21 protein-coding genes are annotated in these 20833 nt (G+C 61.6%); 9 read left to right on the top strand and 12 right to left on the bottom strand.

Features of this window, described 5'->3' with window-relative positions; translation table 11 throughout:
* Positions 1-17: 17 nt before the first annotated feature.
* On the bottom strand, positions 18-1349 hold the full coding sequence (locus KZJ38_RS24730; RefSeq protein ID WP_219802350.1) for an ABC transporter substrate-binding protein: 1332 nt from the start codon (positions 1347-1349) through the stop codon (positions 18-20).
* Positions 1350-1463: 114 nt separating this feature from the next.
* On the bottom strand, positions 1464-2483 hold the full coding sequence (locus KZJ38_RS24725) for a LacI family DNA-binding transcriptional regulator (protein WP_219802349.1): 1020 nt from the start codon (positions 2481-2483) through the stop codon (positions 1464-1466).
* 333 nt (positions 2484-2816) lie between these two features.
* Between KZJ38_RS24725 and KZJ38_RS24720 the strand changes: the two genes are divergently transcribed.
* The 4 genes from KZJ38_RS24720 (at position 2817) to KZJ38_RS24705 (ending at position 6449) form a co-directional block, all read left to right on the top strand.
* The gene (locus KZJ38_RS24720; protein ID WP_219802348.1) at positions 2817-3431 is read left to right on the top strand and encodes a LysE family translocator; all 615 of its coding nucleotides are present in this window, start codon (positions 2817-2819) and stop codon (positions 3429-3431) included.
* A 266-nt stretch (positions 3432-3697) separates the two neighbouring features.
* Entirely contained in the window at positions 3698-4144 is a 447-nt protein-coding gene (locus KZJ38_RS24715) for a hypothetical protein (protein ID WP_219802346.1), read from the top strand.
* 223 nt (positions 4145-4367) lie between these two features.
* Positions 4368-4823, top strand: a complete 456-nt coding sequence (locus KZJ38_RS24710) for a universal stress protein (RefSeq protein WP_219802345.1) — start codon at positions 4368-4370, stop codon at positions 4821-4823.
* A gap of 489 nt (positions 4824-5312) precedes the next feature.
* Entirely contained in the window at positions 5313-6449 is a 1137-nt protein-coding gene (locus KZJ38_RS24705; RefSeq protein WP_219802343.1) for a branched-chain amino acid ABC transporter substrate-binding protein, read from the top strand.
* A 112-nt stretch (positions 6450-6561) separates the two neighbouring features.
* On the opposite strand, the gene KZJ38_RS24700 is transcribed toward KZJ38_RS24705, so the two are convergent.
* Positions 6562-7083: a DUF6496 domain-containing protein gene (locus tag KZJ38_RS24700; protein WP_219802342.1), complete on the bottom strand. Its 522-nt coding sequence runs from the start codon at positions 7081-7083 to the stop codon at positions 6562-6564.
* Positions 7084-7321: 238 nt separating this feature from the next.
* Here KZJ38_RS24700 and KZJ38_RS24695 point away from each other — a divergent pair, with 238 nt between their 5' ends.
* Positions 7322-7573 carry a hypothetical protein gene (locus KZJ38_RS24695; protein WP_075159572.1) on the top strand — a complete coding sequence of 84 codons (252 nt, stop codon included), beginning with the start codon at positions 7322-7324 and terminating at the stop codon, positions 7571-7573.
* A 54-nt stretch (positions 7574-7627) separates the two neighbouring features.
* Here KZJ38_RS24695 and pcaD read toward each other — a convergent pair whose 3' ends face one another.
* Genes pcaD through KZJ38_RS24680 form a run of 3 tightly spaced genes read right to left on the bottom strand, consistent with a single transcriptional unit; the run spans position 7628 to position 9853 of the window.
* Positions 7628-8425, bottom strand: a complete 798-nt coding sequence (gene pcaD, locus KZJ38_RS24690; RefSeq protein ID WP_219802340.1) for a 3-oxoadipate enol-lactonase — start codon at positions 8423-8425, stop codon at positions 7628-7630.
* A 16-nt stretch (positions 8426-8441) separates the two neighbouring features.
* A complete protein-coding gene (locus tag KZJ38_RS24685; protein ID WP_219802338.1) occupies positions 8442-9137 on the bottom strand; it encodes a 3-oxoacid CoA-transferase subunit B in 696 nt (231 codons plus the stop codon).
* Between the two features lie 14 nt (positions 9138-9151).
* Positions 9152-9853: a 3-oxoacid CoA-transferase subunit A gene (locus KZJ38_RS24680; RefSeq protein WP_219802337.1), complete on the bottom strand. Its 702-nt coding sequence runs from the start codon at positions 9851-9853 to the stop codon at positions 9152-9154.
* 686 nt (positions 9854-10539) lie between these two features.
* Here KZJ38_RS24680 and KZJ38_RS24675 point away from each other — a divergent pair.
* Together KZJ38_RS24675 and folE are read left to right on the top strand one after the other, a co-directional pair.
* The gene (locus tag KZJ38_RS24675) at positions 10540-10926 is read left to right on the top strand and encodes a hypothetical protein (protein WP_219802335.1); all 387 of its coding nucleotides are present in this window, start codon (positions 10540-10542) and stop codon (positions 10924-10926) included.
* A gap of 395 nt (positions 10927-11321) precedes the next feature.
* Complete coding sequence (gene folE, locus KZJ38_RS24670) at positions 11322-11972, top strand: GTP cyclohydrolase I FolE (protein ID WP_219802334.1); 651 nt, start codon at positions 11322-11324, stop codon at positions 11970-11972.
* Between the two features lie 46 nt (positions 11973-12018).
* Here the strand turns inward: folE and epsC are convergent, their stop codons facing one another.
* Positions 12019-12960: a serine O-acetyltransferase EpsC gene (gene epsC / locus KZJ38_RS24665; protein WP_219802332.1), complete on the bottom strand. Its 942-nt coding sequence runs from the start codon at positions 12958-12960 to the stop codon at positions 12019-12021.
* Positions 12961-13213: 253 nt separating this feature from the next.
* Positions 13214-13447 (bottom strand): hypothetical protein, encoded by a 234-nt coding sequence (locus KZJ38_RS24660; RefSeq protein WP_219802330.1) that lies wholly within the window; start codon positions 13445-13447, stop codon positions 13214-13216.
* Between the two features lie 473 nt (positions 13448-13920).
* Between KZJ38_RS24660 and KZJ38_RS24655 the strand changes: the two genes are divergently transcribed.
* Entirely contained in the window at positions 13921-14319 is a 399-nt protein-coding gene (locus KZJ38_RS24655) for a DUF3005 domain-containing protein (RefSeq protein WP_219803606.1), read from the top strand.
* A gap of 182 nt (positions 14320-14501) precedes the next feature.
* Positions 14502-15107, top strand: coding sequence for a short chain dehydrogenase (locus KZJ38_RS24650; RefSeq protein WP_219802329.1), 606 nt, complete (start codon positions 14502-14504; stop codon positions 15105-15107).
* 167 nt (positions 15108-15274) lie between these two features.
* On the opposite strand, the gene araD is transcribed toward KZJ38_RS24650, so the two are convergent.
* The 4 genes from araD to KZJ38_RS24630 all read right to left on the bottom strand — a co-directional run bounded on the left by araD (position 15275) and on the right by KZJ38_RS24630 (position 20781).
* Positions 15275-17008 carry an L-arabinonate dehydratase gene (gene araD / locus KZJ38_RS24645; protein WP_219802327.1) on the bottom strand — a complete coding sequence of 578 codons (1734 nt, stop codon included), beginning with the start codon at positions 17006-17008 and terminating at the stop codon, positions 15275-15277.
* Between the two features lie 47 nt (positions 17009-17055).
* Complete coding sequence (locus KZJ38_RS24640) at positions 17056-17997, bottom strand: SMP-30/gluconolactonase/LRE family protein (RefSeq protein WP_219803605.1); 942 nt, start codon at positions 17995-17997, stop codon at positions 17056-17058.
* 180 nt (positions 17998-18177) lie between these two features.
* Positions 18178-19758, bottom strand: coding sequence for an aldehyde dehydrogenase (NADP(+)) (locus KZJ38_RS24635; RefSeq protein WP_219802326.1), 1581 nt, complete (start codon positions 19756-19758; stop codon positions 18178-18180).
* An 81-nt stretch (positions 19759-19839) separates the two neighbouring features.
* Positions 19840-20781, bottom strand: coding sequence for a dihydrodipicolinate synthase family protein (locus KZJ38_RS24630; RefSeq protein ID WP_219802325.1), 942 nt, complete (start codon positions 20779-20781; stop codon positions 19840-19842).
* Between the last annotated feature and the right edge of the window lie 52 nt (positions 20782-20833).

Below are 20833 nucleotides of genomic sequence, written 5' to 3'. Positions count from 1 at the left end.
CCGGTGTCCTTTGCGTACTAGTTCTTTCCTTCTGCCTTGAAGACCTTGTTCCAGTCCTTGACCAGCAGATCCAGCGCTTCTTTCGCAGTGCCTTTGTCGGCGACGACATAGTCGTGCACGCGCTTTTGCATATCGAGCAACAACTCGGCGTAGGCCGGCTCCGCCCAGAAATCCTTCACGATCGACATCGACTTCAGGAAGGCCGGCGCGAACGGTGCGCTTTTCGGGAAGTCCGGTGCATCGACGACCGACTTCGCCGCCGAATAGCCGCCGAGCTGCCACCACTTTTTCTGCACGTCGCCTTGCGCAAACCACTTGATGTATTCGAGCGCGTCCGCCTTGTGGTCCGAATAAGAGACAACCGATATGCCCTGCCCGCCAAGCTGCGTGAACTGTTTGACTTCCTTCGGATTCACAAAGAATCCGATCTTGTCGCCACCGACATTCGGATCTTTATAAAGGCCGGGGAAGAAGGCAAACCAGTTCATCTGCATCGCGACCTGACCTGACTTGAACGCGTCGAGCCCTTCCTGCATATACGCGTTCGTCATGCCCGGCGCGGTGCAGCATTTGTAAAGCGCCTTGTAGAATTCGAGGCCCTTGACGGCGCCGGGAGAATTCACGAAGCCCTCGAGGTGATAAGGCTTTTTGGGGTCCTGATACTCGAAGCCATAGTTGTAGAGCATGTTGGTCACGCCCATCGTGATGCCTTCCGAGCCGCGCTCCGTGAAGATATAGACGCCATACACGGTCTTTCCGTCGATCTTGCGTCCCTGGAAGAACTCGGCGGTCTGCTTGAGTTCATCCATCGTGGTCGGCGGCTCGAGTTCGCGGTTGTATTTCTGCTTGAACTCGGCGCGCAGCTCTGGTCTCGCGAACCAGTCTTTCCGATAGGTCCATCCCACCGCGTCCGCCATCGCCGGCAGCGCCCAGTAGTTCGGCGTGTTCTTTGGCCATTCCGCGTAGCCGACTACCGTGGCCGGCACGAAATCGTTCATCGAGATCTTGTTCTTCGCGAAGAAATCGTTGAGCTTCACGTAGTGCCCATTGACCGCGGCGCCGCCGATCCACTGGCTGTCGCCGATGATCAGATCGCACAACTTGCCGTGCGAATTGAGCTCATTCAAGAAGCGGTCGGCGTAGCTCGTCCACGGCACGAACTCGAATTTCATCTTGATGCCGGTCTTGGCTGTGAAGTCCTTCGATAATTCGACCAATGCGTTGGCCGGATCCCAGGCGGCCCAACAGAGCGTGAGCTGCTTGTCTTGCGCGTGCGCCGCCGATCCAAAGCAAAGCCCCATCGACGCGAAAACCGCCGCGATTACCCTTGCTGACGTTAGACGTAACATTTGTCTTCTCCTTGTCTTTCTCGGGTCTTCAACCTGATGACGGGCAGCGTCCATGCGCCGGGCGCTGTATTCGGGCCTTGGCGGATTCAGAACACGGTCCGCGGGTCGCGAGTGTCAGGCACGCGCATTCTCACGAAGATAAATTCGGGTTTCGGGCGTCGGGATGCCAGGCACGCCACGCACGTCGTTCAGAAAATTGATAGCCATCAGGCCCGCCCAATGGACGATGCCGCGCACGTCCTGATCGAGGATCACGTCGATCGCGCGCTCGGACAGTTGCGCGCGCGCGTCGCCCGTGCACTCGTGGCCGATCAGAACGACGCGCGCCTTGTCGCCGAGCTCCTGTAACGCAGCGGCGATGCCGCAAATACCGCCGCCCGTCACATAGACGCCGACCAGATCGCGGTGTCCGGCAATCAGCCCCTGCACCGCGAGGCCGGCGCTCTCGTCGTCTTCGGTGAAATCGGATTCGGTCACACAGCGCAGGTTGCGGAAGTCCTCTTCGAGCACCTGTGAGAAGCCGGTGCGACGCTCGAGCTGGTCGTGCAGTCGCGACGACGCGGACAACACCGCAACCGTGCCGATGCGCGATCCGACGAAGCGCCCCATGAGTAAAGCGGCCGTTCGTCCTGCTATGCGGTTATCGACACCGACATAAGCCGCGCGAGCGCTCGACGGCAAATCGGAAAACACCGTGACGACGGGCACATTCGCGTCGGTCATGTCCTGAATCATCCGCTCGACCCACGGGTAATCGAGCGGTACCAGGACAAGCGCGTCGTAGTCGATCAGTTGCGCGCCAAGCGAAGCGGCGTCTCGCTGGTTCGATAAATCGCAGCGATAGAACGACGGAACAATACGATGCTCGCGAAAAAAGCTGGCCGACAACGCGATATCGCGTTCGACCTGAGCGAGAAAGCGGGAGTTGATATGCGGCAGAACGAAAGCGACGCGGAACGATGTGGCTTTCGGCGGCCGGCCGCGGCTCGCGCGCTCGTCACGCAGCGTCGCCAGCGCCACATGGACGCGTTCGGCCGTTTCAGGGCGAACGCCCTGGTCTTCGCGCAGCACACGATCCACAGTGGCAACGCTGACGCCGGCGCGACGCGCAATCATCGTACGGGTAGCCGGCATGGGTCTCCTCCGGTGCCGAGCCTGGAATCATTTTGTTAACTCAAGATAGTTTTCCGTAGGTGAAATGCAAGCGTTTTTATCCCCTTAAATGCACCAATTCCAATGAAAAGCGTGCAGTCGATTTTCTGTAGGCATGTACTCACGCAGCGGCTCGATCCTATACGGGCCACTTGATTCAACGCTTGATGAAGTGCGAGTGTCCCGCCAGTTCTGTACAGGATTTCATTCGCAGATCTGTATCGGTACTGTATTGGCCGACATCGTTAAACTTGCGTCTAATCTGACAAGTCACTTTCGTCCGCTCTTACCGCGCTTTTACCCCGGAGACTGCCCATGTCCGTCGAGCTTCTGAGCGCCCTGCCCGCCGGCATTCTGTTCGCGCTCGTCACCAGCATCACGCCTGGCCCCAACAACACGATGCTGCTCGCGTCCGGCGTGAACTACGGTTTCAGGCGTACCGTGCCGCATATTTTCGGCATCAGCGCGGGAGTGGTCGTGCTGATGCTGTCGGTCGGCTTTGGCCTTGGCGCGGTTTTTCAACGGTTCCCGCTGCTTTACACGGTGCTCGAAACGGCGAGCGTCGTTTATCTGCTGTATCTCGCGTGGAAAATCGGCACGTCCGGTGAAGTGCGCGTGCGCGACGGCGAGCGCCGCCCGATGCGCTTCCATGAAGCGCTGATCTTTCAATGGATCAATCCCAAGGCTTGGATGATGGTGCTGACGGCCGCCACCACGATTCATCTAAGCGCCGACTTCGACGTCAATGCGTCGATCATGGCAGCGGTGTTTTATGTCATCGGCTTGCCGTGCATCTGCCTGTGGGCCGCGTTCGGCACCGCGGTGCGGGGCTTGCTGTCCAAACCGGGCTGGCTGCGCGCGTTCAACATCGCGATGGCCGTACTGCTCGTCGCATCGCTCTATCCGATCGCGCTGCGCTTTTTCGCGTAAGCAGCCAGAACGCGTCATTGCCGCAGATGTCGCAAATGCGTGTGCGAGCGCACTCGCGCGCGGCGAACCATGGTTCGTTCGCGCGCATCGATACGAATGAATGGATGCGGTCGTGATTCAGGCGTGCTAGTGTTGCCCTGTGTCTCGCTTCCGGGCTTCGCTTCTGTGGCTTCACAAGCGGCTCTTCACGTTTCCCGTATCGCATTCGTGTTTGGCAAGCCATGCTAGGTCTACGACATCATCCTTCGCCGCACGACACCGTCACGGTGTTGCTCCGACGCCTGAGCCGCCAGCATCATCTCGCGGAAAATCAGGGTCTCTTTCTCGCGCGCATTGCAGACCATGAAACGCCGCCCGCGGCGGACGTATCCGACCGCGTACGGGCCGCGCGCGCCACGGTCGAACTGGTCGACCGTCTCGATGAGCAGTCGCAGCTCAACGAGTCCGATAAGGAAATTTTAAAGTTCTGGCTGCTCGCGCATACCGCGCTCGAGCTTCGTGAAATCATGCATGCGTTCGGCGTAGTAGGGCGCGATGAGGCCACGAAGATCACCGCGGCGGCGCTGCTTTTGCCAAACTATCTGGTCGAACTCGCGTACTCGGAAAACGGTAACTTGCAGCGCGCGGGTCTGCTCGCCACGCGCTCCACAACCGGTACGCTTTTCGAAGTCGTTCAGCTAAGTGAAAGACTCGTCTCTCGTGTACAGCAGTAACAAAGCGAGCGATTGAGCTAAACGCTGCATGAGGTTTTGCGATTTCCCACGCGCCGGCTACAGCGCCGTTTGCGTTTGTGTTCGCTTTTTTTAATTCCACCTCGCGTCATCCGTTTTTCATTCATCGCGTTCGGCTCCGCGTCGTTGTGTACACCCACAGGTCGGAATAAAGCCTGACCGCCGGACGTCTCAGTTGCTGTCGATCATGAAAGAGAGACTGGCAATGAAATACGTGTTGGCCGTTTATGATGGTTCCGAGGTCTCGTACAGCGGCGTGCTATTGGCGGCCGAAGTCGCTTCGCGCAATGGCGTCAGGCTGCATGTGCTGTCCGTCGTGCCGCTTCCGAAGATAGGACTCGATATCGCCACCGACAGCGCCATCGCGGCGAGCGTCGATTCACGCCAGCATCTGCTCGAGGCGCTGAAGGCCGACTTCGACGCACGGGGACAGTACGTTCATCTTGCGCTGAAGGTCGGCAACCCGGTCGACGAAATCATCCGGTACGCGACCGAATTCAACGTCGGGCAGATCGTGATCGGCTGCGCGTTCAAGTCGCTGTTCGACCGCTGGTCCGCGCGCGCATTTCTGCATCGGCTGGTCCGCCTCGCGCCTTGCCCGGTCACCCTTGTCAAAGACGTCGTCGCGCCGCGCAACGGCCGTCTCGCGCTTGTATCGTAGGCTCCTCACTCTGGACGACGCGGCAGGCATTTGCGCGTCGCCGTCCGCCCTCAACAGTTTGCATTGCCTATTTTTTTCTACGTTTGCGCTGACTGCGTTTGCGTTCATCGCGACGGCATCCTTTGCTATGCGACGCATCGTTTGTCGCTCGCGACAGCCGCACGCGCATGCAGTCGCACACGCTGCAATGCGACGCTCCGGCAATGGCGCAATTTGAATTTTCCGCGCCCGTGTGCCACGCATATCCATTGCACACCACACGCCGCGCGAATGCCTGGAATACCCTGGCATCTCGCGCGCGCGTTGTTTTCAGGATTAAAGACAATCCTTCGCGGAATATCCCTTCGGGTGAAGTGTCCTGACTAGGCGGACCACGTTCAGCAGCATCTCAAACGTGTCACGGCATGTTCGCGCGACTGCCTCTATTCAACGGGAGACGGCGGTTTCAATAAGAAGTCTTTATTTACCCGTTTAGCCGGAAAAGGACAAATGAACACTACCTATTCGAAGATTTGCACAGCCGCCGTTATTGCGTTCGCGATCAGCGGCATCGCTCGTGCAGACGAGACAGTCGCAATCGGCGACGTCGCGCCGACAACAGGACAAATCGCGCACCTGGGAAAAGACATCGAGAACGGCGCGCGCCTCGCCATCGAGGAAAGCAACGCAAAGGGACTGACGATCAACGGTCAGAAAATCAAGCTGGTGCTCGACGCGCAAGACGATGCGGCTGACCCGCGCACCGCGACGCAGGTCGCGCAGAAGCTTGTCGACGACAAGGTCGTCGGCGTGGTGGGCCACCTGAACTCCGGTACGTCGATTCCGGCTTCGAAGATCTACAGCGACGCGGGTATCGTGCAGATCTCGCCGGCCGCGTCGAACCCCGCTTATACGCAGCAAGGCTTCAAGACGACGTACCGCGTCGTGGCAACCGATGCGCAGCAAGGTCCGGCGCTCGCCAACTATGCGGCAAAGAGCCTGAAAGTGAAGCGCGTCGCGATCGTCGACGATTCGACCGCTTATGGCCAGGGTCTGGCCAACGAGTTCGAGAAGACGGCGAAGTCGCTGGGTCTGACCGTGGTATCGCACGATGCGACGAACGACAAGGCCGTCGATTTCCGCGCGATTCTGACGAAGATCAAGGGCGAGAACCCGGACGCGATCATGTACGGCGGCATGGATGCGACGGCCGGACCGTTCGCCAAGCAGGCGAAGCAGCTCGGCTTGCGCGCGAAGTTGCTCGCAGGCGACGGCGCATGCAGCGAAAAGCTCGCGGATCTCGCCGGCGACGCGACCGGCAATATCGTCTGCTCGGACATCGGCATGGCGCTCCAGAAAATGCCGGGCGGCAAGGAGTTCGAAGCGAAGTACCAGAAGCGTTTCGGGCAGCCGGTGCAGATCTACGCGCCGTTCGCGTATGACGCGACGAATATCATCATCGACGCGATGAAGCGCGCGAACTCGACCGATCCGGCGAAGATCCTCGCCGTGATGCCGAATACCGACTACAAGGGCGTGATCGGCGAAACGACGTTCGACTCGAAAGGCGACGTCAAGCACGGCGTGATTTCGCTGTACGACTATAAGGCCGGCAAGAGAACGCTGATCGACTCGGTGCAGATGTAAAAGCGCGAGCGGCCCCGGTGCGGTGTGGCGCAGCGCGCCGGCCGCGCGGGCCTTCAGTTGAAGCGCTCGAGGCGCACAGCAAAGCGCGCCTCGAACTCAACTCCGGCTCGGCTCAGTGGTGCGCGCGTGCCGCTCTCGTATGCGCCGCCTTCTTCGCGGCCGCCGAGCGCGTCGATGCACCCTTCGTCGCCGCGCCCTTCTTCGCGGCGGCTGAGCGGCTCGCCGCGGACCGGCGGCTTGCAGCGGCCTTCGTCTGCTTCGACATCGCCGTGCTCGACGCGCCGCGGCTGCTCTCGCGCTTAAGCGCGGCCGTCGCGACACGCGAGCGCTTGGCCTTCGATTCGGTGCTCGCGCTGCGCTTTGCCGTGGATTTCTTACCAGCGGCCGAATCTTTCTCCGCCTTCTTGCGCGTCGCTTCGCTCGTCTTGCCCGGCTTCGGCGGCTTCAATGCAACGCCTGCGCGCCGCGCCTTCGACAAGCCGATTGCAACGGCCTGCTTCGCCGAACGCACGCCGTGCTTGCCTTCGCGCACGTGATCGACCTCTTCCTTGACGAACTCGCCGGCCTGCGTGCTCGGCGCCTTGCCCGCGCGTTTGTCGGCTTTAGCGCGGCTCAGAGTTTTCTTCTCAGGCATGACAGTCCTCCAAAGTGGCTGTAGGCATCAGCATTCGAGCAACATGTGTGCCTCGTCGCGCGTCTGCCCGCGCGTCTGCCAGCAAGCAGGAGGCTTTCGTCGTGCCGCTTTAAAAGCCACTGGTTATCAAGCCGCTTTTTAAACACCGTGCGCCGGACCCGGATGCGCAATGCGCGCCGACGGCGTATGGTTATAGCGAGCGCCGACACTTTGCCTGCGGCGCACCTGGAGATGCGTGATGAAAATACCGCCAGTCAGGGCAGGCGCCCATATCGAAGGGATTCACTGGGTCGCGGAATATGCGGAAGACGTGCACGAGATCCGTGTCTTCCGCGAAGGACAGGAAGTCGACGTGCACGATGCACCGTCGACGCTATTCGGCGACGAGGAAAGCGCAGGCTCGAAGAGCTGTGCTGATCATCGTGCGGCCGAAGCGGCGGTGCTCGCGTATTTGCGCCGGTTCGTGGCGGAACACGACGCGGAAGAGTGAGCGCGCCTTATTCAGGTTCGGGCGCCTGGATCAGGCGTTCCTGGGTCAGGCCTTTCACGCCGGCGGATCCGCCTGCAGGAAGTCGAGCACGGTGCGCGTGAACGTATCGGCCTGTTCGACGTTCGAGATATGCGCAGCATCGAGTTCGAAGTACCGCGCACCGGGGATCGCTTGCGCGAGTGCACGCCCTTGCTCGGGTGTTGCCGCAAGATCGTGGGTGCCGGAAATGACGAGCGCGGGCGCCGTTATAACCGGCGCTTCGGCGTGCAGATCCGCTGCATCGATCGCTTCGCAGTTCGATGCGTATCCGTGCCTGTCGGTATGCACAAACACGTCGCGGATAAACGCAAACACAAGCGGTTCGCGCGCGATAAAGTCCGCGGTGAACCAGCGCGGCAGCACCGATTCCGCAAGCGCGGCCATGCCTTCGTTGCGCGCACGCGCCGCGCGCGCCACCCATATTTCCGGCGAACCGATGCGCGCCGCCGTATTCGCAAGGACGAGACGCCCGATTCGCTGCGGATGACGCGCCGCCAACGCGATACCAGTCAGCCCACCCATCGAAATGCCGCAGAAATGCGCGCGCGCGATTCTCAGCGTATCGAGGAGGCCGAGCACGTCGCCCGTCAACTGCTCAGTGGTGTATGGGCCGTGGGGCGCCTCGGAATGACCGTGGCCGCGCGTGTCGTAGCGCAGCACGCGAAAATGCTTCGACCATTCGGCCACTTGCGGCGTCCACATCGACATATCGCTGCCGAGCGAATTCGACAGCACAAGCCACGGCGCGTTGCCGTGCCGATCGCCGTCGATCCGGTAGTAAAGCTCGATGCCGTTGACTGCAGCGTAGGGCATACGGCGCCCTCCTCTTTTACGCGGCGCGTGCGGCCGCAGCAGCGGTTTGAGTGTCCGTGCCGGCCGGGAGTTTCGTGCCGTCCTTGAGCGGCACGCCGGTCAGCTTTTGCAGCGTCTCGAAGTCAATGTCGGAAAAGATTTCGCGCACGACGAGCCCATCGCGGGTCACGTCGATCACCGCGAGGTCCGTATAGATACGGTCCACGCAGTTGACGCCCGTCACCGGATACCAGCACTGTTCGACGATCTTGCTTTCGCCCTGCTTCGTCAGATGTTCCATCATGACGAACACCTGTTTTGCGCCGATCGCGAGGTCCATCGCACCGCCGACCGCGGGTATCGCGTCGGGCGCGCCCGTGTGCCAGTTCGCAAGGTCGCCGTTCACCGAAACCTGGAACGCGCCGAGTACGCAGTAGTCCAGATGACCACCGCGCATCATCGCAAATGAATCGGAGTGGTGGAAAAACGCGCCGCCGTTCAACAGCGTGACGTGCTGCTTGCCCGCGTTGATCAGTTCGTCGTCTTCTTCGCCGGCCGCGGGTGCGGGCCCCATGCCGAGCAGGCCGTTCTCGCTATGCAGGAAGATTTCCTTGTCGGCCGCGAGATGGTTCGCGACCAGCGTCGGCACGCCGATACCGAGGTTGACGTAAGCGCCTTCAGGAATGTCCTGCGCGACGCGTTTTGCCATTTCATCGCGGGTCAGTCGTTTCATGTCTGGTCTCCTCGTCAGGCCGCCGCAGCGGAAGATGACGTGCGATGCGCCGCTTGCGGCACCTCGATTACGCGTTGTACGAAAATGCCGGGCGTGACGATTTCCTCCGGGTCGAGCGCACCGAGCGGCACGACTTCCGACACCTGCACGATCGCCGTTTTGGCGGCGCTCGCCATGATCGGGCCGAAATTGCGCGCGGTCTTCCGGTAGATCAGGTTGCCCCAGCGGTCGCCCTTATAGGCTTTGATCAGCGCGAAATCGGCGTGCAGCGGCATTTCGAGCACATACGGCTTGCCGTCGATCACGCGGGTTTCCTTGCCCTTCGCGAGTTCGGTGCCGTAGCCCGTCGGCGTGAAAAAGCCGCCGATGCCGGCGCCCGCCGCGCGGATACGTTCGGCGAGGTTGCCTTGCGGCACGAGTTCCAGTTCGATGTCGCCGGCGCGGTACAGCGCGTCGAACACATACGAATCCGCCTGCCGCGGAAACGAGCAGACGATCTTGCGCACGCGCCTCGCCTTCAGCAGCGCCGCGAGGCCGGTATCGCCGTTACCTGCGTTGTTGTTGACGATCGTCAACTCGCGCGCGCCCTGCGCAATCAGCGCGTCGATCAGTTCCGCCGGCATGCCGGCCGTGCCGAAGCCGCCGATCATAACGGTCGCGCCGTCGTGCACGTCGGCGACGGCCGATTGAAGGGAATCGAAAATCTTGTTGATCATCACGGGTTCCTGTTGCGACTGGCGTCCGGTGCGAGGTGCGGCTTGGGCGGCTTGCGGCCCTGCTGATGCTCGCGGCGATCGGATCGCAAATGTTCGCTATAAGAACAGTGATTCGTTTAGCGAACGCTTCGGGTCATTATCGGAGTGGGCAGGATCGATTGTCAAGGTTGCAGGTTGACGTTCACGTAAAGTGCGTCGGCGGTCCGGTCGACGCAAGTTCGCAGCCGCGTGCGCGGTCGTCTCGGATAGCTATCCGGCCGGCGCATGTTCAGGCGTCGATGAGCAAGCCATGCGAATGCATGGCGCCGTCGCAAAGAAAACACCCGCGAGTCGACAGCGCCAGTCAAGTCGACGTGCGTTCAGGCAAATCCATTAGCTATTCGAAAGACCGCATCGCTTTATTCATTGCATGCGTCATATACCGGCATTACCGCTCGCCGAATCATTGGGCATAAAAAGCGCAACGCGTTTCGATATCGATGGGCATATAGGTCCGTTACTTCGCATTGAACCGCCGACATTCCGACAAGCAGGCTGCTAAAGGCCGCTGTTTTTGATATAAATGATGGCCAGCCGCATTTCGCTGCCTTCGTTAGCCAGCCCACATATCGGATTGCTTACTATCCTGCAAAGAACGTAAGAAGGCTGTCTAACGAGCGTGTGAGTCAGATTATCCGGAATAGATTATGACGTACTCGTGTGCCGACTTTACTGCCGATGTGATGCAGTGCCTCGTCCACTCCGAAGCCATTCGCGCGACCGACATCCCTGACGACGATCCCGCCCGGTCCGCCGATATGGCAGTGGAAGCGATTGTTTTGATGCATCGTGCGAGCCTTTCGTCGCGCTTTGTGCGCGAACTGCTTGACGAAGTCGATTCGCTCGATGCCATAGCCAGCCGATACGGCATTCGCGCGCTGACGTTCCTGTTCTATCTGCAGTCGGCCATTCTCAATGAGACCTGCATCGCGGTGCAGGACGACGGCGACGCACAGGCGATCGCGCTCGTGTCGCATCTGCCGTCTGCCGAAGAATGGCTCAAGCACATTCGCATGAACCCGGCTCACGCATGAACATCAAGTGAGGCTCACTGCCGGGCGTACGCCGCATTGCGCCGCGCGCTTGGACACTCGTCTGACATCTACCCCTGCGCCGGACGTACCGCGCGCAATACGCGTCACGAACGCACGCATCCGCGAACGATCATTTCCTTAATCGGCGTGCAGACCCAGTCCACTTCCTGTACTGGTGCAATGCACGATGCTATGCGCATCGTCGATGCGCGGCCTTCGATACAATCACGTAAATTCGTGCCGGCATGTTCGATGTGGGATGTCGACTTCCGGCTGGCACGAAATCTTCAACGAGTCGAACGAAGCACGATCGCCGCAACAGACGAATCACATCGCAAGGCGCATGCGTTACTGCGAATCGTGATAACCGACAACAGCATGGGACCGGAGGAACAATGACGACAAGCAAAAAAAAGCTGACACCTGCCACGCCGAAGAAAAGCGTGACCGCCTCCCGCCCGAGTCGCGAAGAAGCCGAAGATGCCGTGCGTGTGCTGTTACGCTGGGCCGGCGAGGATCCGCAGCGCGAAGGCCTGATCGATACGCCGGCGCGCGTGGTGCGCGCGTACGAAGAATTCTTTGCGGGCTACGACGTCGATCCGCGCGACATTCTCGCGCGCACGTTCTCCGAAGTGGACGGATACGATGAAATGATCGTGCTGAAGGACATTCGCTTCGAGAGCTACTGCGAGCATCACATGGTGCCGATCATCGGCCGCGCGCATGTCGCGTATTTGCCTGAGCATCGCGTGGTCGGCATTTCGAAGCTTGCGCGCCTCGTCGATGCATTCGCCAAGCGTCTGCAGATTCAGGAAAAAATGACGGTGCAGATTGCCGACACACTGAACGAAGTGTTGCAGCCGAAAGGCGTCGGCGTGATTCTCGAGGCGTCGCATCAATGCATGTCGACGCGTGGCGTGCACAAGGCCGGCGCGGAGATGGTGACGTCGCGGATGCTTGGCACGTTTCGTACCGACCCTTCGACGCGACGCGAATTCCTGTCGATCGTCGGCAGCCCGTCGTCGGTGCTTGTTGCGAATACCTAGGGCGTGCAGCAGGCGCGCGACGGTGCGCTTGCTTGCGCGCTGAGCGCTAACGCGCGCCGTCGTCGTTGCCGCGCTCGCGACTGCGCTCACCCTCACGCACCTTGCCCTGCGACACGCTGCTGCCCGGCGGCACACTATGCGTCAGCCACACATTGCCGCCGATCACCGAGCCCTTTCCGATCGTCACACGGCCGAGAATCGTTGCGCCCGCATAGATCACGACGTCGTCTTCGACGATCGGATGGCGCGCGTTGCCTTTGATCAACGCGCCGTCGATGTCCGCCGCGAAGCTCTTCGCGCCGAGCGTGACCGCCTGATACACGCGCACATGCTTGCCGATGATCGCGGTCTCGCCGATCACAACGCCCGTACCGTGATCGATAAAGAAACTCGAATCGATTTGTGCGCCGGGGTGAATGTCGATACCGGTCGCCGAGTGCGCAATCTCGTTGATGAAACGCGCGAGCAGCGGCACGCCGAGGCGATGCAGCGCATGCGCCAGTCGGTGATGCGTCATCGCCCACACGCCCGGATAGCAGAGCAGGATTTCGGTAATGTGCTGCGCGGCCGGATCGCCGGTGTAGGCGGCCTGAATGTCGCTCACGAGCAGCGCGCGAATCGCCGGCAACTGCATACCGAATTCGCGTGCGACTTCGAACGCGCGTGCACTGAGGTCCGCGTCCGGCGTGTCGGCGTATTCAGGAAGAAAGCGCAGCGCGCGGCGGATCTGTTCGGCAAGCAGCCGCAAGGTGCTTTCGAGTGTGTGCCCGACGTAATAGTCGACGCTTTCATCGGTCAGATCGGGTGCGCCCCAATGCGTCGGAAACAGCGCGGCGCGCAGGCCCGCGACGATATCGATCACGGCCTGACGCGAAGGCAGTTCGCGAATGCCGCGCGGATGGCGCGTGCGATGCAGCTGTTCGCGCGACGCGCGCAACTCGGCAACGATGTGTTCGAGACCCCACTGGTTCGGCGAAACGTTTGACATGGCGAGGACAGCGGCCGTGCCGCGAGACACGGCAAAAAGTGAATTGTCCCCAGAGATTACCGCGTTTTTTGCGGACTCGCGCGGCACGGCTTCGCACGCGCCGATGCGCGCGCCCGCCGACTCATGAGGCGCATGAACCTCACGAGGCGATGAATACCAACGCATCGAACGCGGAGCGGGACGTGAGGTCGAAGGTGGAATCGAACGTAGGGGTTGCAGGCGAGGGCCGCGGCGGCTCGCGCGGCCCTTTGCGTCAGATCGTCATACTGCTTGCGTCGATCCAGCGCACAGCCCAGTCGCGCGCGTGCGCGATTGCAGCGGCTTCGTCGGGGAAGCGGAGTTCCGAGGGAAAGAACCGGTTAGCGACCAGCTCGCCGTCGCTCGATCGGGATACGACGACATACGCCTGCCAGGTTCCGTCGCCGGCGCGCGCCGGCGAGCAGTTCAACAAATAGCCACGATGAGTGAATGCAGCATCGACATGCATGAGTCATCAGCTCCTGACTGCCTCAATGACGGTTCGAGAAAGTGCATTACCGTACTGCCCACGTCGGCCATTACTGTGGCGTTGTAAAGCTTAGGATTATTACTAACTGCCAACGCCTGGTCGAAAGTCGATGATACTCTGTAGAAAATTCGCGTCCATTAAAAAAACACAAAAAAATGCCGAGCGCGCTTAGCGGACGCTTTAAGTCGCGTATCTGACATGCGGGCATGATCGTCGCTGACGTCGCCATTGACTCGATCTCGCGTTGGCGGGTTCCCATGCATTTCCGTCCGTTTGTGCGATCCGCGCTTTGCCGGAACAGGTCTTGCTGAACTTCCGATGAAGCCGATTCGTAAGGAGGAACGCAGATGAGCGCCGATCAAACCGACAAGCCCGAACCATCGTCGCAGCAACCCGAGCAGACGCAAGCACAAACGCAAACACGGACGCACGAAAAGTCGCCCGAGCGATCGATGCTGAGCATGGAAATGCACAACGACCGCACGCATGACAGCACCGTCGATACCGATGGCAAGAACCGCGAGGCCGCGCGTCTCGCGGGCTACGGCACGATCGGCCCGGACGAAGTGACGACGAGCAACGCGACGCTCGACAACGCCGTGCCTGAAGCGGGTGACGGTCTTGCGGGATTCGATAGCCGGGCAGGCGGCAGCGGTGTGCTGCTTGCTGTGGAGCCCGGCTATACGGTCGTCGAGAAAGGCATGATGCCGCCCGATGTAGCGGGGCATCCGGACGAGCGGACGCGTGCGCAAAAAGATCCGGAGTTTCGCGGCCGCGTCCACTTTGCGCTCAATCATCGACGGCCTGGGCGAGTGATCGAATTCAAGCGTAACAAGGAGCGCGACAAGTAGCGACAGGTAATTTGTATTGGGTTTGCGCTTATTTCGTCGGGCGATTTAACCGGGTCGCGCACATCGGCGCATTCAGCCTCAAATGCAGGCGCTCCAAATGAAGGAGTGCAATGTGCTTGTTTCCGTGCAAATGCACTGTAACAATCAGCTCCACCGTCAACCTCGTAGAGGAGCTGAACAACATGAAAAAAATCATTCTGATCGGCGCGACCGGCACGCTCGGCCGCGCCGTCGCGCAAGAATTGAAGGCCCGCCATGAGGTGATCGAAGTCGGTGCAACGCGCGGCGCGCATCGCGTCGACAGCACCGATCCCGCGAGCATCGAGCAGCTCTTCAGCGAGATCGGCAAAGTGGACGGCGTTGTGACGGCAACGGGCAAGGTGTTCTTCGGCCCGATGACGGACATGACGATCGATCAGTTCCGCAAGGGTCTCGACGACAAACTGATGGGTCAGGTCAACGTCGTATTCGGCGCGCTGCGCTACATGAACGACGGCGGCTCGTTCACGCTCACGAGCGGCATTCTCGCCGACGAACCGATTCGCGAGGGCGTCAGCGCGACCACCGTCAATCTCGCGCTAGAGGGCTTCGTACGCGGTGCGGCGATCGAACTGCCGCGCGGTATCCGCATCAACATCGTGAGTCCGACGGTGCTGACCGAAGCGATGGATAGCTATGCGCCGTATTTCCGCGGCTTTGAGCCTGTGAGCGCGCAACGCGCGGCGTTGGCCTATCTGCGCAGTGTGGAAGGCGCGCAGACGGGGCGCGTTTATCGCGTGGGTTATTGATGCTCTGCTGCGCTCGAGCCTTGCTTGCGGTGTTGCGAGCGGCACGATGCGGTAGTGCGACCCGCGCGGCACGGTATTACCGCCGCAGCAGCAGCCGCAGCGAACGTAGCCGCGTGCGGAAAGCACGCGGATACTAGACGACGGAATCGATCGGCCCGGCTTCAGTTCTAGTGGATCTCCGGCTCGCCATCCGCCACGGCGCCGCCGCGCTGCAGAAAGTCGAAATCGCAGCCCTTGTCCGCCTGCATCACATGAATCTGATGCATCGCGCCGTAGCCACGCGTGAACCGCGGTTCGGGTACGACCCACTCAGCCTTGCGGCGCGCGAGCTCTTCGTCGCTTACGAGCACGTTGAGCTTGCGTTGCGGCACATCGAGTTCGATCAGATCGCCATCGCGCACAAGCGCAAACGGACCGCCGATAAACGACTCCGGCGCCACGTGCAGCACGCATGCGCCGTAGCTCGTGCCGCTCATGCGTGCATCGGAAATGCGCAGCATGTCGCGCACGCCCTTTTGCAGCAGCTTCCGCGGGATCGGCAGTTGCCCCCATTCGGGCATGCCGGGCGCGCCGACCGGACCTGCGTGCTGCAGCACGATCACGCAGGTTTCGTCGATATCGAGCGTGTCGCTATCGATGCGCGCGGCCATGTCGTTGTAGTCCTTGAACACCACCGCGCGGCCCGTATGCACGAGCAATTTCGCTTCCGCGGCGCCGGGCTTGATCACCGCCCCGTCGGGCGCGATATTGCCGCGCAGGACGGCGAGGCCGTTGTCGGGCATCAGTGGCGTTTCACGGCGGCGGATCACGTCGTCGTTGAAAATGCGCGCGCCTTCGAGGTTTTCTCCGATCGTGCGGCCATTCACCGTTTTCTGCGAGCGATCGATCAGGTCTCCCAACTCCGCGAGCATCGCCTGCAGCCCACCCGCGTAGTAGAAGTCTTCCATCAGGTACTGACCGGTCGGACGCACGTTCGCGAGCACGGGCGTGCGACGCGACAGCGCATCGTAACGGTCGAGCGTGAGATCGATGCCGGCACGTCGCGCGAGCGCGATCATATGCACGATCGCATTCGTCGAACCCGACAATGCGAGGCAGGTCGTCACAGCGTTATCAATCGAGCGCGCCGTCAGAATGTCCGACGGCTTCAGGTCGTCCCACACCATCTCGACGATGCGCATGCCGGTTTTCGCTGACATCTGCGCGTGCCGCGAATCGGGCGCGGGAATCGAGGCGAAACCGGGCAGCGTGAAGCCGAGCGCTTCGGCCGCGCTCGTCATTGTCGAGGCGGTACCCATCGTCATGCAGTGACCCGGCGAGCGTGCAATGCCGCCTTCCACGCCGCGCCAGTCGTCTTCGGTAATCTTGCCGGCGCGTAGATCGGCCCAGTACTTCCACGTATCGGATCCCGAACCAAGCGTCGCGCCGTTCCAGTTGCCGCGCAACATCGGGCCGGCCGGCAAAAAGATGGTGGGCAGGTCCATCGAGATCGCGCCCATCAGCAGCGCGGGCGTGGTCTTGTCGCAGCCGCCCATCAATACGACGCCGTCGGCCGGATACGAACGCAACGTCTCTTCCGCTTCCATCGCGAGAAAGTTGCGGTAGAGCATCGTAGTCGGCTTCTGGAACGGCTCGGAGAGCGTCTGCACCGGCAGTTCGATCGGGAAGCCGCCGGCCTGCCAGATGCCCCGTTTCACTTCCTCGACACGCTGCTTGAAATGCGTATGGCACGGGTTCATCTCGCTCCACGTATTGAGGATCGCGATGACCGGTTTGCCTGCATACTCGTCGCGGCTATAGCCCATTTGCGCCGTGCGCGACCGATGTCCGAACGAACGCAGGTCGTTCACGCCATACCAGCGATGGCTGCGCAATTCCTCTGGTGTCTTCCTCTTTGCCACATCTGCTCCTGATTGGTTAGGCGTCCGTCGCGGTACTTAGCGGTCTATTAGCCGCCCTTGACGCCCTGCGTATTCACGTACAGCGCGTAAAGCCCGTGGCTCGCGGCCATAAAAAGCCGGTTGCGATGCCGGCCGCCGAAACAGACATTCGCGCAGCGCTCCGGCAACGCGATATGGCCAAGCGCTTCGCCGTTCGGCGAAAACACGCGCACGCCGTCGAGTTCGTCGGTGCCCATGCCCCAGCCGCACCACAGATTGCCGTGGATATCGACGCGAAAGCCATCGGGCGTGCCTGATGGACCCGCGTCGATCAGCACGCGGTTATTCGCGAGCGCGCGGCCGTTTTGCACGACATCGAAGGCGCGAATCGTGCGCGGCTCGCCGCGCGACTCGACGATATAGAGCACCGATTCGTCGGGCGAAAACGCGAGGCCGTTCGGGCCGATCACTTCGTCGTCGACGAGCGTCACCTCGCCGGATTGCCCGTCGACGCGATACACGCGCTGCGGCATTTCGGGTTCCTGCTTTTCACCTTCGTAAAAGCTGTCGATGCCGAAGCTCGGATCGGTGAACCAGGTCGACCCGTCGGATTTAACGACGACGTCGTTTGGCGAATTGAAACGCTTGCCCTCGTAACGGTCGGCCAGCACCGTGATCGAACCGTCATATTCGGTGCGAGTGACGCGGCGCGTCAGATGTTCGCAGGTCACGAGGCGCCCCTCGCGATCACGCGTATTGCCGTTTGAGTTATTCGACGGACGGCGGAACGGCGTGACCGCGCCGGTCTCTTCATCCCATCGCAAGATGCGGTTATTCGGGATGTCGCTCCACAGCAGATAACGGCCGTCGCCGAACCACACCGGTCCTTCGGACCAGCGTGTCCCCTGGAACAGACATTCGACCGAGGCGGACGAGAGCCGCAACGCGGTAAAACGCGGGTCGAGAATTCGAACGGCGGGATCGGGATAGCGGCGGGTATTGTTGGTCAGGGCGGTGTCGTTCATCGCGGGATTGGTCGTCGTGGTCGACGGCTGCAGCGCGCGATAAGACGGGTACGTTGCGCGTTGCGCGTCGTGGGTCTTGATTCTGATTCGGATGGTGACGTGCCGGGCGATGCTTCGCCCGGCACGCTAACTACGCTATTTCACGTTTTGCACGTTGCGCGCGTATTACGCTTGCACCGGCTTGCCGTCGAGAATGCGCAGCAGTTTCAGCGGGTTTTCGTCGTGCAGCGCTTCAGGCAACAGCGCAGCCGGCAGATCCTGATAGCAGACCGGGCGCAGGAAACGCTCGATCGCCATCGCGCCGACCGACGTCGCGCGCGAATCGGACGTGGCCGGATACGGGCCGCCGTGCACCATCGCATGACACACTTCGACGCCCGTCGGATAGCCGTTCGCGAGAATGCGACCGGCCTTGCGCTCGAGCGTCGGCAGCAGTTTGCGCGCGAGCTCGTAGTCTTCCTGCTCGATCTGCAGCGTCGCGGTCAGCTGGCCTTCGATGTACTCGGCCACCTTCACCATCTCGTCGATGTCGTTACACGTGACGATCAGCGAGGTCGGCCCGAAGATTTCGTCTTCGAGCTGCGCGGTCGCGAGAAACTGCATCGCGTTCGTCTGGAACAGCACCGGCAACGCGGAACACGTCGCATCGGTCTGCTGCCCTTGAGCAATGCTTTGCACACCGTTCAATTCGCGACGCTGCGACACGCCATCTTTATAGGCGTTTGCGATGCCCGGGGTCAGCATGCTTTGCGCGCCTTTCTGCGCCAGTGCCTTGGCGGCCGCATCGATAAACGTCTGCTTGTTCGGGCCGTCGAGCAACAGCACGATACCCGGGTTCGTACAGAACTGGCCGACGCCGAGCGTGACCGAATCGACGAAGCCGTTCGCGATCGCTTCGCCACGCTTCGCAAGCGCGCCCGGCAGCACGAAGAACGGGTTGACACTGCTCATCTCGGCGAACACCGGAATCGGCTCACGGCGCTTCGACGCGATATTCACGAGCGCGACACCGCCGCGGCGCGAACCGGTGAAGCCGACCGACTTGATCGCCGGATGCGCGACCAGTGCCTCGCCGATTTCATTGCCCGCGCCGACCAGCTGCGAGAACACGCCTTCGGGCAGGCCGCTATCGGCCACCGCCTTCTGGATCGCGCGGCCCACCAGCTCCGACGTGCCGAGGTGCGCCGGATGCGCCTTCACCACGACCGGGCAGCCAGCCGCGAGTGCCGATGCGGTATCGCCGCCGGCCACCGAGAACGCGAGCGGAAAGTTGCTCGCGCCGAACACCGCAACGGGACCGACCGGAATCTTCTGTGCACGCAGATCCGAGCGCGGCAGCGGCTTGCGGTCCGGCATTGCCTGATCGATGGTCGCGGAAAGCCAGCGGCCTTCGCGCACAAGCGATGCGAAAAGACGCAACTGGCCAACCGTGCGGCCGCGTTCGCCTTCGAGGCGCGCCTTCGGCAGCGCCGATTCGGCTTGCGCGCGTTCGATCAACGTGTCGCCGAGCGCGACGATGTTGTCCGCGATCGCTTCGAGAAGACGTGCGCGCTTTTCGAGCGGCGCCTGACGATACGGGTCGAACGCAAGCGCGGCCAGTTCGCACGCACGGTCTACTTCCACCGTGCCGCCTGCGCCAAACTCGGGCTCGATCTCCATGTTGCGGGCCGGGTCGAACGCGCGCAGCGTGCCCTTGGTACCGCGCACCGCGGACCCGCCGATCAGCATGTCTCCGGTAATCTGCATGTTGCAACTCCTGTCATGTGCCGCGCAGCATGCATTCGCGTTGTCGCGCGCGGCTCAAAACCAAATAGTGGGTATGCGCCTTCAGTTGCTCGCGGAAGAACCCGCGAGACGGCGCTCGAATGCGAGCAGTGCCTGCGTCGCAGCATCGATCTTCGCATGATGTTCGATCGGCGTCGAACTGAGGAGCGGAAGAATCGGCCCCATGTCCGCGATTTTCGACATCGTCACCGCGTCGTGCAGCACGCGGATCAACGAGATTTCGTCGCGTAGCGTTTCGAGCGGCATGAACGCCTCGTAAAGACGGCGCGCTTCGCCGTCGCGATTCGACTTCGCCGCGTTCAGCAGCGCCGTCACCGCATGCGGTGCGATGCAGCCCGAGCCCGTGGTCCAGGCGGCAAGTCCGAATTCCTGCACGTGCACGAGCGCCGGCCGCTCGCCCATGCCGGAAATCACGCGCACACGATCGATCTGTTCGAGCAGCCGCCGCAAGTACGGATCGTCGGACGGATTGCGCCGCACGATCGCGTACTTGACCGCAATCAGCGTGCCCCGGTTCACAAGGCGCGCGAGTGCGTCGACGTCGATATAGTCCTCGCTCTTGATGTACAGCGTGAGGGGCATGCCCGCGATATCGGCGATGCACGCGAGCCCCGCTTCGACGCCCGCCGACGTGGTGAAGCCCGAAAACGGCAACACCATCGCCGTACGGTAGGCGGTTTGCGCGAGCATGCGCGCCTCGTCCAGCATCTTGCCGTAGTCGGCGCCGAGCGCCGGTATCACGCGGGTCTGCGGGCCGGCGCTCGCCGCGAGCATATCGAGCAGGTCGCGATACTCGCTGACCGCGACGTGATAGAGGTTGGCATTGCCGCCGTAAAGCACTGTGCGCACGCCGCCCGCTTCGATATGGCGAATCAGCTTCGCATTTTCCTCGGCGTCGAGACTGAAATCCGCGCGGCGCGCAAGCGGCGGCACCGCCATCACGCTGGCGGAAAACTCAAGCTCGTGGATCGGGGAAACGTTCATGGGGGCTCGCGTCGGAAATTGCGCTGGAACGCCAGGGTATCATCTGGCCCCA

The sequence above is a fragment of the Paraburkholderia edwinii genome (assembly GCF_019428685.1).
GTDB classification, from domain to species: Bacteria; Pseudomonadota; Gammaproteobacteria; order Burkholderiales; family Burkholderiaceae; genus Paraburkholderia; species Paraburkholderia edwinii.
Note: the sequence above shows the minus strand (reverse complement) of the source record. Positions and strands in the feature narration are given on the sequence as shown.

What these genes read in the sequence shown, in the direction of transcription:
- KZJ38_RS24730 (WP_219802350.1), bottom strand. Translation starts at nt 1,349, where the DNA reads ATGTTACGTCTAACGTCAGCAAGGGTAATCGCGGCGGTTTTCGCGTCG.
- KZJ38_RS24725 (WP_219802349.1), bottom strand. Translation starts at nt 2,483, where the DNA reads ATGCCGGCTACCCGTACGATGATTGCGCGTCGCGCCGGCGTCAGCGTT.
- KZJ38_RS24720 (WP_219802348.1), top strand. Translation starts at nt 2,817, where the DNA reads ATGTCCGTCGAGCTTCTGAGCGCCCTGCCCGCCGGCATTCTGTTCGCG.
- KZJ38_RS24710 (WP_219802345.1), top strand. Translation starts at nt 4,368, where the DNA reads ATGAAATACGTGTTGGCCGTTTATGATGGTTCCGAGGTCTCGTACAGC.
- KZJ38_RS24705 (WP_219802343.1), top strand. Translation starts at nt 5,313, where the DNA reads ATGAACACTACCTATTCGAAGATTTGCACAGCCGCCGTTATTGCGTTC.
- KZJ38_RS24700 (WP_219802342.1), bottom strand. Translation starts at nt 7,083, where the DNA reads ATGCCTGAGAAGAAAACTCTGAGCCGCGCTAAAGCCGACAAACGCGCG.
- KZJ38_RS24695 (WP_075159572.1), top strand. Translation starts at nt 7,322, where the DNA reads ATGAAAATACCGCCAGTCAGGGCAGGCGCCCATATCGAAGGGATTCAC.
- pcaD (WP_219802340.1), bottom strand. Translation starts at nt 8,425, where the DNA reads ATGCCCTACGCTGCAGTCAACGGCATCGAGCTTTACTACCGGATCGAC.
- KZJ38_RS24685 (WP_219802338.1), bottom strand. Translation starts at nt 9,137, where the DNA reads ATGAAACGACTGACCCGCGATGAAATGGCAAAACGCGTCGCGCAGGAC.
- KZJ38_RS24680 (WP_219802337.1), bottom strand. Translation starts at nt 9,853, where the DNA reads ATGATCAACAAGATTTTCGATTCCCTTCAATCGGCCGTCGCCGACGTG.
- KZJ38_RS24675 (WP_219802335.1), top strand. Translation starts at nt 10,540, where the DNA reads ATGACGTACTCGTGTGCCGACTTTACTGCCGATGTGATGCAGTGCCTC.
- folE (WP_219802334.1), top strand. Translation starts at nt 11,322, where the DNA reads ATGACGACAAGCAAAAAAAAGCTGACACCTGCCACGCCGAAGAAAAGC.
- epsC (WP_219802332.1), bottom strand. Translation starts at nt 12,960, where the DNA reads ATGTCAAACGTTTCGCCGAACCAGTGGGGTCTCGAACACATCGTTGCC.
- KZJ38_RS24660 (WP_219802330.1), bottom strand. Translation starts at nt 13,447, where the DNA reads ATGCATGTCGATGCTGCATTCACTCATCGTGGCTATTTGTTGAACTGC.
- KZJ38_RS24655 (WP_219803606.1), top strand. Translation starts at nt 13,921, where the DNA reads ATGCTGAGCATGGAAATGCACAACGACCGCACGCATGACAGCACCGTC.
- KZJ38_RS24650 (WP_219802329.1), top strand. Translation starts at nt 14,502, where the DNA reads ATGAAAAAAATCATTCTGATCGGCGCGACCGGCACGCTCGGCCGCGCC.
- KZJ38_RS24635 (WP_219802326.1), bottom strand. Translation starts at nt 19,758, where the DNA reads ATGCAGATTACCGGAGACATGCTGATCGGCGGGTCCGCGGTGCGCGGT.
- KZJ38_RS24630 (WP_219802325.1), bottom strand. Translation starts at nt 20,781, where the DNA reads ATGAACGTTTCCCCGATCCACGAGCTTGAGTTTTCCGCCAGCGTGATG.